The sequence below is a fragment of the Pseudomonas extremorientalis genome (genome assembly GCF_001870465.1).
Lineage (GTDB): Bacteria > Pseudomonadota > Gammaproteobacteria > Pseudomonadales > Pseudomonadaceae > Aquipseudomonas > Aquipseudomonas extremorientalis.
The window spans coordinates 35,684-48,243 of the sequence record NZ_MDGK01000056.1 but is presented as its reverse complement, the minus strand read 5'-3'; the positions used below and the strand labels follow the sequence as shown (position 1 = coordinate 48,243).

General features: G+C 63.6%; 12 protein-coding genes. 8 read left to right on the top strand and 4 right to left on the bottom strand.

Annotation, left to right across the window (positions count from 1 at the left end):
* Window positions 1–36 precede the first annotated feature (36 nt).
* The 6 genes from pbpC to BFN10_RS22855 all read left to right on the top strand — a co-directional run bounded on the left by pbpC (window position 37) and on the right by BFN10_RS22855 (window position 6,957).
* On the top strand, window positions 37–2,367 hold the full coding sequence (gene pbpC, locus BFN10_RS22880) for a peptidoglycan glycosyltransferase PbpC (RefSeq protein ID WP_083351533.1): 2,331 nt from the start codon (window positions 37–39) through the stop codon (window positions 2,365–2,367).
* A gap of 146 nt (window positions 2,368–2,513) precedes the next feature.
* A complete protein-coding gene (locus BFN10_RS22875) occupies window positions 2,514–2,822 on the top strand; it encodes a MazG-like family protein (protein WP_016972502.1) in 309 nt (102 codons plus the stop codon).
* A complete protein-coding gene (locus BFN10_RS22870; protein WP_071491589.1) occupies window positions 2,815–3,564 on the top strand; it encodes a methyltransferase in 750 nt (249 codons plus the stop codon). Before BFN10_RS22875 ends, BFN10_RS22870 begins: the two co-directional genes overlap by 8 nt.
* A gap of 24 nt (window positions 3,565–3,588) precedes the next feature.
* Window positions 3,589–4,191, top strand: coding sequence for a DUF4136 domain-containing protein (locus BFN10_RS22865; protein ID WP_071491588.1), 603 nt, complete (start codon window positions 3,589–3,591; stop codon window positions 4,189–4,191).
* A gap of 45 nt (window positions 4,192–4,236) precedes the next feature.
* The gene (locus BFN10_RS22860) at window positions 4,237–4,794 is read left to right on the top strand and encodes a DUF4136 domain-containing protein (protein ID WP_071491587.1); all 558 of its coding nucleotides are present in this window, start codon (window positions 4,237–4,239) and stop codon (window positions 4,792–4,794) included.
* 216 nt (window positions 4,795–5,010) lie between these two features.
* Window positions 5,011–6,957, top strand: coding sequence for a pilus assembly protein TadG-related protein (locus tag BFN10_RS22855; RefSeq protein WP_071491586.1), 1,947 nt, complete (start codon window positions 5,011–5,013; stop codon window positions 6,955–6,957).
* On the opposite strand, the gene BFN10_RS22850 is transcribed toward BFN10_RS22855, so the two are convergent.
* Window positions 6,954–9,680 (bottom strand): PAS domain-containing sensor histidine kinase, encoded by a 2,727-nt coding sequence (locus BFN10_RS22850; protein ID WP_071491585.1) that lies wholly within the window; start codon window positions 9,678–9,680, stop codon window positions 6,954–6,956. The two genes, BFN10_RS22855 and BFN10_RS22850, sit on opposite strands and share 4 nt — an antisense overlap.
* Window positions 9,677–10,120, bottom strand: coding sequence for a TadE/TadG family type IV pilus assembly protein (locus BFN10_RS22845; protein WP_071491584.1), 444 nt, complete (start codon window positions 10,118–10,120; stop codon window positions 9,677–9,679). The genes BFN10_RS22850 and BFN10_RS22845 overlap by 4 nt, the downstream gene beginning before the upstream one ends.
* A 72-nt stretch (window positions 10,121–10,192) precedes the next feature.
* On the opposite strand from BFN10_RS22845, the gene BFN10_RS22840 reads away from it, so the two are divergent.
* The gene (locus tag BFN10_RS22840) at window positions 10,193–10,642 is read left to right on the top strand and encodes a prepilin peptidase (protein WP_071491583.1); all 450 of its coding nucleotides are present in this window, start codon (window positions 10,193–10,195) and stop codon (window positions 10,640–10,642) included.
* Window positions 10,643–10,767: 125 nt separating this feature from the next.
* Complete coding sequence (locus tag BFN10_RS22835; RefSeq protein ID WP_071491582.1) at window positions 10,768–11,556, top strand: response regulator transcription factor; 789 nt, start codon at window positions 10,768–10,770, stop codon at window positions 11,554–11,556.
* A gap of 3 nt (window positions 11,557–11,559) precedes the next feature.
* Here the strand turns inward: BFN10_RS22835 and BFN10_RS22830 are convergent, their stop codons facing one another.
* Window positions 11,560–11,829 carry a DUF3613 domain-containing protein gene (locus BFN10_RS22830; protein ID WP_071491581.1) on the bottom strand — a complete coding sequence of 90 codons (270 nt, stop codon included), beginning with the start codon at window positions 11,827–11,829 and terminating at the stop codon, window positions 11,560–11,562.
* A 10-nt stretch (window positions 11,830–11,839) separates the two neighbouring features.
* Window positions 11,840–12,550: a tetratricopeptide repeat protein gene (locus tag BFN10_RS22825; protein ID WP_071491580.1), complete on the bottom strand. Its 711-nt coding sequence runs from the start codon at window positions 12,548–12,550 to the stop codon at window positions 11,840–11,842.
* Window positions 12,551–12,560: the final 10 nt, after the last annotated feature.

Below are 12,560 nucleotides of genomic sequence, written 5' to 3'. Positions count from 1 at the left end.
CAGGCTAGTTCCCTACCAGCATAGAGGTTTGCCCGTTTGAGTTTGCGTTTAGTTGCCCGCTGGACCCTGGCCAGCCTTTTGTTGGTGATCGCCCTGCTCTGGATGGCCGACCGCATCTGGCCGTTGCCCTTGCCCAAGGATGACCTGGCGCGGGTGGTGCTGGCCGAGGATGGCACGCCGTTGTGGCGGTTTGCCGATGCCAACGGTGTGTGGCGCTACCCCGTACAGACCCGCGAGGTGTCGCCGTATTACCTGGATGCGCTGCTCACCTATGAGGACCGTTGGTTCTACCAGCACCCCGGCGTGAATCCGCTGGCGCTGGTGCGGGCGACCTGGCAGAACCTGACCGGCGCGCGGGTGGTGTCTGGCGGCAGCACCTTGTCGATGCAGGTGGCGCGCTTGCTGGATCCGCATTCGCGCACTTTTCACGGCAAATTGCGTCAGTTGTGGCGCACGGCACAGCTGGAATGGCACCTGTCCAAGGAAGAAATCCTCAACCTCTACCTGAATCGCGCCCCGTTTGGCGGTACGTTGCAGGGCGTGGCCGCCGCCAGTTGGGCGTACTTGGGCAAGTCGCCGTCACAGCTGACCCGCGCCGAAGCCGCCTTGCTCGCCGTGCTGCCCCAGGCGCCCAGCCGCTTGCGTCCGGACCGCCACCCCCAACGCGCCCAGGACGCCCGCGACAAAGTGCTGCGCCGCCTCGCCGAATTCCAGGTGTGGCCGCAAGCCGCCGTCGATGAGGCCCTGGAAGAACCGCTGTTGCTCGCGCCGCGCCTGGAACCGAGCCTGGCGCCCTTGCTCGCACGGCGCCTGAACCGCCCCGACAGCCCGTCGCTGATCCGCACCACCCTGGACGCCACCCTGCAACGTCGCCTCGAAGACCTGCTGTTGGGCTGGCGCGCGCGTTTGCCGGAGCACACCTCCGCCGCGATCCTGGTGGTGGAGGAGGAAACCATGGCCGTGCGGGCCTACCTCGGTTCGGTGGATATCAACGACGCCAAGCGCTTCGGCCATGTGGACATGATCAGTGCCCTGCGTTCGCCGGGCTCCACGTTAAAGCCGTTTTTGTACGGCATGGCGTTGGACGATGGGCTGATCCACTCCGAATCACTGCTGCAGGACGTGCCCCGACGATATGGCGATTACCGACCGGGCAACTTCTCCATGGGCTTCACCGGCGCAGTGCCAGCGAGTACGGCGCTGTCCAGCTCGCTCAACCTCCCGGCGGTACAGTTGCTGGAAGCCTATGGGCCGAAGCGGTTCGCCGCCGAAATGCGCATCGGCGGCGTGCCGCTGGCATTACCGGCATTGGCCGAGCCGAACCTGGCGCTGATCCTGGGGGGGGCGGGCAGCCGCCTGGAAGACCTGGTGAGTGGTTACAGCGTCTTCGCCCGGGACGGCAAAAGCGCCACCCTTCGCTTGCAGCCGGACGATACGCTCAGGGAACGGCCATTATTGTCGCCAGGGTCCGCCTGGATTGTGCGGCGCATCCTCAGCGGCCAGGCGCGACCCGACCGCGACCCGCGTGCCGAGTTGGTGCAGCGCCCGGTGCTGGCCTGGAAGACCGGCACCAGCTACGGCTTTCGCGATGCCTGGGCGATCGGTGTGGGGCCGCGTTACCTGATCGGCGTGTGGATCGGCCGCCCGGATGGTACGCCGGTGCCGGGCCAGTTCGGCCTGGCTTCGGCCGCACCGCTGATGTTGCAGGTGCACGATGTGCTGACCAACCGCGACAGCCAGCGCGGTATCACTGCACCGGTCAAGCCGGTGCCGGCGAATGTCGGTGTGGCCGCGATCTGTTGGCCGCTGGGCCAGCCGATGAACCGCAGCGATCCCAACTGCCGCCGCCAGCGCTTTGCCTGGACCCTGGACAACACCACGCCACCCACTTTGCAGGCGTTGGACCAACCGTTGAGTGTGGGTTTGATGGAAAGTGTGTGGGTCAATGCCAAGGGCTTGCGGGTGGACGCCCGTTGCCCCGGTGCCGAGCCCAGGAGCATCGCCCTGTGGCCCGCGCCCCTGGAGCCTTGGCTGCCCAGGGCCGAACGCCGCGAAGCGCGCATTCCCGCGGCCGACCCCGATTGCCCGCCACCGGCGCTGGCCGCCTCTTCACCTTTATCCATCGTTGGCGTGCGTGAAGGTGACCAACTGCGCCTGCCCGCCGCCAGCCAACAGGCGCTGCGCCTCAAACTCTCTGCGTTGGGCGGCAGCGGCCGGCGTTGGTGGTTCCTTAACGGCGCGCCCCTGGGCGACAGTGCCAACCAGGACTTTATCAATGCCAGTTTCGAGCAACTGGGGCGCTATCAACTCAGTGTCCTCGACGAAGCCGGGCAGACCGCGCGCGTCGAGTTCAGCGTCGTTGATTAGATCGCTATCGAGGGCAAGCCCCCTGCCACACTGGGATGTGTTGGCCTATCAAAGGTGGGAGGGGGCTTGCTCCGGTGACGGCCCAAAGGTTCACTTGCCTTGAAGGCCATTCCCCCCGAAGCTATCCACCTTCAGGAGCCTGCCACATGAACCTCGAACACCTCACCGAACGCCTGCACCGCATCCGCGATACCAACGACTGGAAGCAGTTCCACAGCCCCAAAAACCTGGCCATGGCCGCCAGCGTGGAAATGGCCGAGCTGGTGGAGATCTTCCAATGGCTGACCGAAGACCAGTCGCGCCAGCTGCCGGCCGACACACTCGCCCATGCCGGGCAGGAAGTCGGCGATATCGTGCTGTACCTGCTGTTGCTGTGCAGTGAGCTGGGCCTGGACATGAACGAAGTGGTGCGCGCCAAATTGGCCGACAGCGAACGGCGGTTTGCCCATGAGTGACCGTCATTTCGACCAGTTGGCCACGCGCTTCGCCGAGAAAATCTACGGCGGTGCCAAAGGCGCGATCCGCCTGGCGGTGCTCCAGGCCGACCTCACCGAAGCCCTGCCAAGGCGCCCGCTGCGTGTGCTGGATATTGGCGCGGGCCTGGGCCATATGTCGTTGTGGCTGGCTGAGCAAGGGCATCAGGTGACCCTGGCCGAACCCGCCGAACCGATGCTCGAAGGCGCCCGTCAACGTTTCGCCGAGGCGGGGCAGACCGCGACGTTTATCCATGCGCCCTGGCAAGACCTGCTCGGCCAGCTCACCGAACCCTACGACCTGGTGCTGTGCCATGCCGTGCTGGAATGGCTGGCCGAACCCCATGCAATCCTGCCGGTACTGCACCAACTCGCGGCGCCGGGTGGGTGGCTATCCCTGGCGTTCTACAACCGTGATGCGCTGATCTATCGCAACCTGCTCAAAGGCCACTTCCGCAAAATGCGCAAGAATGACATGGCCGGCGAAAAGCAGAGCCTCACGCCGCAACAACCGCTGGACCCACGAGAATTGGCGGCGCAACTCGAAGGCCTTTGGCAGGTCGAAAGCCAAAGTGGCGTGCGGGTGTTCCACGACTATATGCCGGTGGAATTCCAGGCCCGTGCGGATTTGCAGGACCTTGTAGAGATGGAACTCGCTCACCGTCGTCACCCAAGCTTTGCCGGACTTGGGCGTTATTTGCACTGGATCTGCCGTCCGGTTTAAGCGGCCCAGTCTGCGGAGGTCGAAATGCGTCGTCTCTGTTTGATCCTGTTGTCCCTGGGGTTGGGCGCCTGTTCAAGCCCCAATCCTTATGTTGCCGCGTCGGCGCCGATCCCTCCGGCGCCGCCCCAGGCCGCCCACACCTTTGATGCCAGTGCCTACCCGGCGCCGGTGCGCGATTACGGTGCCTACCGCAATTGGGCCTGGCGCAACGGCCAGCTTCCGACGGGCACGGCCTGGGCCGATTCGGCGCAGATCGCCGAGGCGGTTAGCGGCGCCCTCGACCAGCGCGGCCTGCGCCCCTTGCATGACAACCGCCCGGCGGACCTTTTCGTCAGCGCCGACGTGCGCCTGGAGAAGCGTCTCAAGCAAGTTCAGGATGACTACGGCTACGGTTATGGCGGCTATAACCGCTACGGCAACGGTTATGGCATGTACAACTCGGTGCCGATCGTGCGCACTTATGAAGTCCAGGTCGTGGTGGTGCGCGTCAACCTGTTCGATGCCCGCACCGGTCAGCCGGTGTGGAGCGCCAGCGCAGAGACTGGCAGCCAGGGAAGCCTCAGTGAACGGGCGGATGCTTTGCGCCAGGCGGTGCAGAAGGCAATGACGGCGTATCCTCCCAGTTAACCGCTATTCTCATCTTTGGCGCGGGTCGCTCTTTGGAGAACAACCATGTTTCGTCGTATCGCTACGCTCGCTTTTGTTGTGCTGCTAGGCGGTTGCCAGACCAGCCAAGTCAACCACGATTTTGACGCCAGCCGGGACTTCGGTGCCTACCGAAGTTGGGCCTGGAAAGACCCGGCCCTGCAATACCGCCCGGATGACCCGCGCATCAAGAGCGACCTCACTGAACAACGCATCCGCCAGGCCGTCGGTGAACAACTCGACCAGCGCGGCCTGCGCCCTGCGGCGCCGGGCACCAGGGCTGACCTGAACGTGCAGGCCTACCTGATCGTCGAAGACCGCCAGCAGCAGGTCACCACCAACTACGGCGGCGCCTGGGGCGGCCCGTGGAATGGCTATTGGGGCGCGCCGATGTACAACGAAACGCGGAACATCACCTACAAAGTGGCGACCATCCAGATCGACCTGCTCGATGGCAAGGACGGCAAACTGGTCTGGCGTGGCAGCGACGAACAGATGATGGCCAGCTCGCCCAACCCTCAGGACCGTGACAAAGCCATCCGTACCACCGTCACCCGCGTCCTCTCCAGCTACCCCCCTCACTAACCTCTGCAGGCGCAGGCTCGCTGTGGCAGGCGGGCTTGCTGTGGAGAGCAGGCTTGCCGTGGCGAGCAGGCTTGCTGTGGCGAGCAGGCTTGCCCTGCGTTGGGCTGCGAAGCAGCCCCCTAAAACCCTAAAACCCCCAAACCGATTTATGGCAACGGGCCAGCCCTTGTCTACACTCAAAACCATCTACGGAGAGTAAGCGCTAAGGAGTGCCTGATGTCTCCCCGACTTGGTTACAGGCAGCGTGGTGCGATTGGCCTGATGGCGGCGGCTACCCTGGCGATGGCCATGGTGTTCCTGCTGCTGGCGGTAGACAGCGGCCGTCTCTATCTGGAAAAGCGCAAGCTGCAGTCCGTCGCCGACAGCGCCGCGCTGGAAGCCGCCAGCCGTGGCGGCCTGTGCACACCCGCCACCACCGCCAATGACTACGCCGTGCAGAACGCCACACGCAACGGTTTCACCGTGGTCGCTGGCGACAGCAGCCGTGGCCTGGCCGTCACCTGCGGCACCTTGACCACCAATGCCGGCAATGTCCGTGTATTCACTGCCGACGCCACCAAAAGCGATGCCGTGCGCGTGGTCGCCACGCGAAGCGTAATCACCAGCATCGCCAGTGGGCTGTGGGGCATGTTCAGTGGTGCGCCGGTCTCCACCCAGATGACGCTGAGTGCCACCGCCGTGGCCGCCTATGCACCGCCGGTGGCGCAACTGACGATTCGCAGCAGCCTGTCCTCTGTGAACTCCGGCAACTCCCCGCTATTGAACATGGTCATCGGCAATCTGCTGGGCGGCAGCCTGTCCCTGACCGCTGCGGGCTGGAATGGCTTGCTGACGACGAACGTGAACCTGCTCGGTTACCTGGACCAGTTGGCGGTTCAATTGAACGTCAAGGCGGGGGACTACGACGCGTTGCTGAGCACCGCCGTATCCGCCAGCCAGTTGCTCGACGCAGCGGTGAAGGTCCTGCAAAAAAACGGCGCGGTCGCCACGGCGGTGATCAACGATGTCATTTCAGTGAAAGCGATTGCCCCGAATACCCAGCTTTTGAAGGTGGGCGATCTGTTGAAGGTCGCTACCGGTACACCAGCGGCTGCCTTGAATACCAGTGTGCAGCTGTTTCAGTTGCTGGAGACCGTGGCGCAGCTATCCAGTAGCAAAAGTGCGGTCGGTGCGGCAGCGCAGGTGAATATTCCTCTGGTTGGCACCGTCTCGGTCCAGACCAAAGTCATCGAGCCGCCGCAACTGTCTGCGTTTGGCAATCCGGCCAAGGCCAAGGCTGGGCTTTTGAATAATCCGCCGACGGACCAGATTTTTGTACGAACTGCCCAGGTACGCACGTTGGTCACCATCGATGCGCCGATCATCAAGGTAGTCTCGGGGGTTTCATCGATACTGACCGGGCTGGCGACGCCTGTGTCGAAGGTGGTCGGCGGTTTGCTGAACCTGAACCTGCTCGATGTGGTGGCCGGTGTCGTGTGCATAGTCGGGTGCAATGTGGCTGATGTGGATATCACCACGACCTTATCCATCTACATCGAGGCGGCCAGCGCGGAGAGCCACGTGACAGACTTCAGTTGCGCCACACCGGCCACCAAGTCGTTGACGGTGCAGGCCACCACGTCACTCGCTACCCTGGGCGTCGGCTATGTTGACCCGGTGTCGGCGTTTTCATCGTCGGCGCCTGTCAATGTGCAGCCGGTGCGGCTGATCGACTTTGGCCAACGCTTTTGCCTGCTGACCCTGGTGTGTGGGCCTCGCACGGCCGGCGTTGGCGGTGGCTTGAACCTGAGGGCGTTGTCCACCGTGGGGGCGCAAACCAATACGGTGTTGTTTTCGCCGCTGAATGACGTCAATGCGGCGACGATCTACAAAAGCCCACCCGGCACCGCCAATATCGTTAACAGCCTGGGGGCTACCTTGAACGGCCTGCAGGTCACCTATGTCCCACCTACGGGGAGCACGCCCGCTACGCCGAACAGTACAGTCACCGGTGCACTGGCGACCATCGTCAGCTCGGTGGTCAGCCTGGTCCAGAACGTCCTGGCGCCGATCCTCGACCCTATCGTCAATACGTTGCTCGCAGCGCTGGGCGTCAACCTCGGCAACGCCGAAGTCGGCGCCAACCTCAGTTGCCACATGGGCCGCGCCTATCTGGTGATCTAGCTGATCGGCAGCTCCACACAAAACTTCGCGCCATGCTCGCCATTGGCGACGCTCAAGCGTCCGCCCATGTTTTCCACAATGCCGTAGCTCACCGACAACCCGAGCCCCGTGCCCACGCCGATCGGCTTGGTGGTAAAGAACGGCTCGAAAATCCGCTCCAGCAACCGTGGGTCAATCCCGCCGCCGTTGTCTTCCACCCAGATCCGCACATGGCGGCTGTCCTGTTCGCAATGCACTGCGATCCAGGGACGAAATTCGGGGTGTTTTTCCCGTTTGCTCAACAGCGCGTCACGGGCATTGACCATCAGATTGATCAACACCTGTTCAAGCTGATCGACATAGCCTTTGATCTGGACCTGGACGTCCGCCGGGGTGATCCGCAGCTCAACGCCCTTGCCGCGCAGGCCCTCGCCGAGCAGTGACAGCGTGCCTTCCACGGCCTGTGACGGGTCGAAGGGTTGCTGTTCGATTTCCGAGCGGCGGCCGAACACCCGCATATGGTCCACCACCCGCGTGGCGCGCTGCACCTGGGTGTCGATGCGTTGGAGTTTTTCGGTGAGGTAGTCGATCTGCGCATCGCCGTTGCCCAGGCGCTTGAGCACATTGACGATGGCCATGCGCATCACGTTCAGCGGCTGGTTGATTTCATGGGCCAGACCGGTGGCCATTTCACCCAGGGTGGCCATCTTGGCGCTTTGCGTCAGTTGGTTCTGGGAGCGACGCACTTCGGTGTTGTCACGGCCCACCGCCTGCACCTCCACCAGCGTGCCCTGTTCATCGAACACGCCACGGTCCGACCAGACCCACCAGGCGTGCTCGCGCCCCGGCAGTTCAAGGCTGATTTCGGCGGTGCTGACCGGGAATTCTGCGCTCAATTGGCCGATACGCTGCACAAACGCCTGGCGCTGTTCCTGCGACATCCAGTGGCCCAGGTTCAGCCCTGGCAGCTCTGCGGGCGGGCATTCCAGGTAATTGGCCAGCGGTGTGTTGCCGAAGGTCAGGGTCAGGTCGGGGCGATAGCGGCAGATCATCGCCGGGGAGTCTTCGACCAGGATGCGATAGCGTTCTTCGCTTTGCTTGATCTGTTCGGCGGCCAGGGTCGCCTCGGTGACATCCAGCCACAGGCCGACGGCTTCCACCGGCAGGCCCAAGTCATCGCGCAGCAGCTTGGCCTCGTCCAGCAGCCAGTGGTAGTGGCCCTGTTTGTCGCGCAGGCGGTAGCGACTGCGTACGCTGCCTTCGCGCAGCAACTGGCGGCTGCGCTCGAAGTACCGGTCGCGGTCTTCGGGGTGGATCAAGGATGCCAGGCTGTCGTGGTTGCACTCGGCCAAGGTCCAGCCCAGCAGCGGTAGCAGGCTGTCGCTGAAAAAAGCCGGATGCAGGGCGCCGTCGACATAGCGCTGCACATAGATCACGGCCGGTGAGCTGGCGATCAGGTTGTCCAGGCGTGCATGGGCGGCGGCGGCTTGCAATTGCTGGTTCTTGATGTCGCTGATGTCGAGCATGAAACCGATCCAGCGGCGGCTGTCACCCACGCCAAGCACCTGGCCCTGCACGCGATACCAGAGCGGGTGGTGCTCGGCGTCGGTGCGTTGCAGGCGCACGCTGGTCAGCAAGGGTTTGCCCAGGGCCTGCAGGTCGTGCAGACGGCTGTCGAGTGCCTGGCGATCGGCGGGGTGAATCAATTCCAGCCATTGGCTCAAAGGTTGTAGGGTCGGACCGTCTTCCAGGCTGAGGCTGTGCAGCAACTGCGGGGCCAACTGGATTTCGTGGGTGGCCGGCAGCAGCTCCCACCAGCCGGTGCCGAGCAGGCCCTGCAACGCCTCCATGCGGTCGAGCTGCTGGTGATAGCGCTGCTCGCGCAGCCGGCTCAGCAGGGGCGCGGCGACGGCGGCGGTGAGATTCAGCCAGTCGCGGTCGTTGGTGTGCTGCTGGCCGTTGTATGGGCCACAGAGCAACCAGGCGGCGACGCCCTGACTGTCACGGTAAGGCACCAGGAAACCGTCGGCATCGCCGAAAATACTGTGCAGACGCGGGTTATCGCTGCGCTCCCGGGCCAGGCTCAACGGTACGTTGCCATTGACGCTGTCCAGGCTGATGCCCAGGTATTGGCCGGCCTGCCACAAGGCAGGGGCGTCGTGGGCGGCGTACTGGCTGTAGATCCGCCAACCCCGGTCTTCGTCATCGAGCAAGGCCAGGGCAACGCAGGGGATGTGCCAGCGCTGGGCCAGGCTGCGCAGGTGCTCGTTGAACACCTCGGGCAGGCGGGTCAGGCTGCACACCCGCAACTGCTCGCTCATCTGGCAGGCGAGTTGATGGTTCTGTTCGCGGTGCTGGGCCAGTTGCCGGCCGGCCAGTAAATCACCCACGTCCTGCAGGCGCAGGCTCCATTCATCACCGTCGGGTTCGATCCAGCCGCGGGTGTGCAGCACCTGGCCGGTTGCGCCCAGGAAGTCCAGGTCCAGGTTCTGGTGTTGCCAGTCGGCAGGGCTGCCTTCGATATCCAGGGCACTGTCGGCGCACAGCAGCTCACGCAGTGGCGGCCGACGTTCGCCGATGGCGTGGGTCGCCAGCTGTGAGCGCAGGGTGCCGCGGATACCCAGCACATGGCCTCGAGCATCCAGTTGCACGTGCAGGCCTGGCAGGGGCACACCCGGCATGTCGAGGGGCGGGGCGCTGGCGCGGCCAAGCAGGCGGCCGAAGAGTTTGTCCCCCGACGTCAAAACTGCAGACTCGAACTGGCGGACAGGTTGGCCGGCAGGCTCGGGACGGTGCCGATCCCCGGCAGCACCAGCGCCGGGAACACGGAATAGAGGTTGGTAGTCGGGTAGTTGATTGCCACGGTCAGCGTGGTGCCGTTATAGGAGCTGCTGATGTAACTGGGGGAGAACTGGAAACTGCTCGGGATCCATTTCAACTGCTCTATCACAGTGGTTTTGGCACGGTCGGTCACCTGCGTGCCGTAAGCGGTGCCAGCGGCTATCGGGTCCACCGACAGGGCCTGGCGTACGGCCTCCGCCGCGGCCTGGTTGAACGATTGCATCAACAGCAACGGCAGGCTATAGCTGATCAACCCGTAGAACACGGCAAAAAAGATCGTGAAGACCAGGGCGAACTCAATCGCCGCCGCACCTTTTTGCTTTCCAGGCAGGCCTGTTTTCATGACTGCGTCTACCCTGACGGCTACTACTTGATATCAGCATAGAATCAATCAGCGAAAAGGGATGTTTTTTACGTGATCCACGGCGTGGTGATACTGCTCTGGCTGGGGCTCTGTGCGTGGCAGGATATCCGTCAGCGGCAGATCGCCAATGGCTTGACCCTGGGGGCAGCGCTGCTGGCGCTGATCTTCTTGCTGTGGACGGGCACGACCTGGCTAGGAGCGCCCGCCAGCGAGGGCGGTTGGGCCTTTGCCCTGGCCCTCTTGTTGACCTTGCCCGGCTATGCGCTGGGCCGCTTTGGTGCGGGGGATGTGAAGCTGCTGGCTGCCCTGGCCCTGGCCAGTACGCTGGACTGTTTGCTGTGGTCGTTGATCGGTGCGGCGCTCTTTCAGGCGTGCTGGGTGCTTGTGAGTCAAAGGCTTGGGGCGCGTCGGGGGAGGGCAGATGCGCAGGTGTCGACCAAACAGCCATTTGCCCCCTTTGTCCTGACAGGATTTGTGCTGTACTGGCTTTGGATCCATTAGTCGAACAACCGCTCTACCGCTATGTACATAGTCGAAAAGTACGTCTACGTTTATGAAGTATCCGTAAGTTATTTTTTGTCCAAATGGATGGGTCGCCCATTTGCTTGCCAGGCATGGAGTAGCGCGTGAACAAGCTTACCTCGGCAGTAAAAGTGCTCGTGGTCGACGATCAGCCGTTGATCGTGGAAGAACTCTGCGAATTTCTTGAAGGCAGCGGCTACCGCTGCGTCCCATGTGAGTCCAGTCGACACGCCTTGCAGCGCTTCAGTGAAGACCCCGAGATCGGCCTGGTGCTGTGCGACCTGCATATGCCGGACATGGATGGCATCGAGCTGGTGCAGGCCATGCAGAAGGTCGCGGGCAAGCAGCGCGCGTTCGAGGCCATCATGCTCACCGGGCGTGCCGACAAACAGGACGTGATCAAGGCCCTGCGTGCGGGGATCTCGGATTACTACCAGAAGCCGATCAACCTCGATGAGTTGCTCGAAGGCCTGCAACGCCAGGAAGCGGCGCTGGAGGAGCGGCAAAAGGAGCTGCACCTGGGGCACCTGAACCAGAAGCTGCAATACCTTTCCGAATCCATCAACGATTTGTACCAGGACCTCGACAAAGTGCGGCGCAGCCCTGGCGCCGGCTTGGCGGATGAGGGCGAGCCGGTCGTCGATGATGCCGGGCCGATCGAAATCCCGACCATCTTCAACCAGCTGTCGCCGCGCCAGCTCGATGTTGCGCGCCTGGTGGGCAAGGGCCAGACCAACTACCAGATCGCCTGTGAACTGGGGATCACCGAGAACACCGTCAAGCTGTACGTGTCCCAGGTGCTGCGCCTCACCCATATGCATAACCGTACCCAGCTGGCACTGGCCCTGTCGCCGGCTACCTCGGTGCTGCGGCAACGGGTGACGGCGCACTGACGGTTACTGACTCTTCCCACCCTTGGAAGACCCGCCGGATTGCGACTCGAAGAACTCCGGAATCGGATGCTTGTTGCTGTCCAGCCAACGCTGCATGGCCTGTTCCCGTTCTGCGGGCGTGGTCCGTTGCGGCGTGGCGGAAGCCGCGCGCCCATCGACCTGCAAGGCCATCCAGTTTTCCGTCTCCGCCTGGTAGGGGGACGACGGGCCCGGCTCGATGGCCAGTGCGCTCAGCGGTAGCAGCGCCAGTGCAATGAAGTAATGTGCTGTCATCTCGCTCTCCTTACTTCAGGGTCACCGGCAGGGCCTGGCTGACTGCCGCGACTTTGCGTGCCGCCACGCCAGCGGCCTTGAGTTTCTCCGCGCGGGCCTGGGCCTCGGTGAACTGCTCGCGGCTCAGGCCCAACTGGCTGACGACCTTGGCCGCTTGCCCCCAGTCGTTCTGGTAAATCAACAGTGTGACCAGGTTGACGGCGGCCAGCGGGTCGCCTTGCTTGAGTTCGATGGCGGTCATGAATTCAAAGCGGGCGTCTTCCACCCGTAATTGGTTGAGGTAGACCACGCCCAAGTCATTGCGGATCTTTTCGTCAGTGGGGGCCAGCTGCGCAGCCCGTTGCAAGTGGGTCATGGCCAGGCCGTTGTCGCCTCTGGCGGCCGCCAACTGCCCGAGGCCGTGCTCGCCTTCGGCCGTCATGCAGGTGCCGAGCAGGCTGCGGTATAGCGGCTCGGCTTCGCTGCGCCCGAGCAGGCGATAAGTGCGGGCCTTGCGCTGGCGCACCTGGGGCAGGGACTCGGGCAGGTTTTGCAGGTTGGCCAGGCTGGCGTGCAGCTTGCCTTCGTTGGCCAGGTCGTCGGACAGGTTCAGCGCCAGCTCCTGGTCCGCGCTCGGCTTGGTGCAACTGCCCGGTGAGGCCAGCGCCGCCCAGGGCGATTGGCCGTTGGTGGCGCAGCCGCCGAGCATCAACAGCGTCAGGCCGGCAATCAGTGCTTTCATCAAGGTCTCC

Bases quoted from the DNA above. Each gene is read 5' to 3' on its own strand.
- BFN10_RS22845 (WP_071491584.1), bottom strand. From the start codon at position 10,120: ATGAAAACAGGCCTGCCTGGAAAGCAAAAAGGTGCGGCGGCGATTGAG.
- BFN10_RS22825 (WP_071491580.1), bottom strand. From the start codon at position 12,550: ATGAAAGCACTGATTGCCGGCCTGACGCTGTTGATGCTCGGCGGCTGC.
- BFN10_RS22855 (WP_071491586.1), top strand. From the start codon at position 5,011: ATGTCTCCCCGACTTGGTTACAGGCAGCGTGGTGCGATTGGCCTGATG.
- BFN10_RS22870 (WP_071491589.1), top strand. From the start codon at position 2,815: ATGAGTGACCGTCATTTCGACCAGTTGGCCACGCGCTTCGCCGAGAAA.
- BFN10_RS22875 (WP_016972502.1), top strand. From the start codon at position 2,514: ATGAACCTCGAACACCTCACCGAACGCCTGCACCGCATCCGCGATACC.
- BFN10_RS22830 (WP_071491581.1), bottom strand. From the start codon at position 11,829: ATGACAGCACATTACTTCATTGCACTGGCGCTGCTACCGCTGAGCGCA.
- BFN10_RS22865 (WP_071491588.1), top strand. From the start codon at position 3,589: ATGCGTCGTCTCTGTTTGATCCTGTTGTCCCTGGGGTTGGGCGCCTGT.
- BFN10_RS22860 (WP_071491587.1), top strand. From the start codon at position 4,237: ATGTTTCGTCGTATCGCTACGCTCGCTTTTGTTGTGCTGCTAGGCGGT.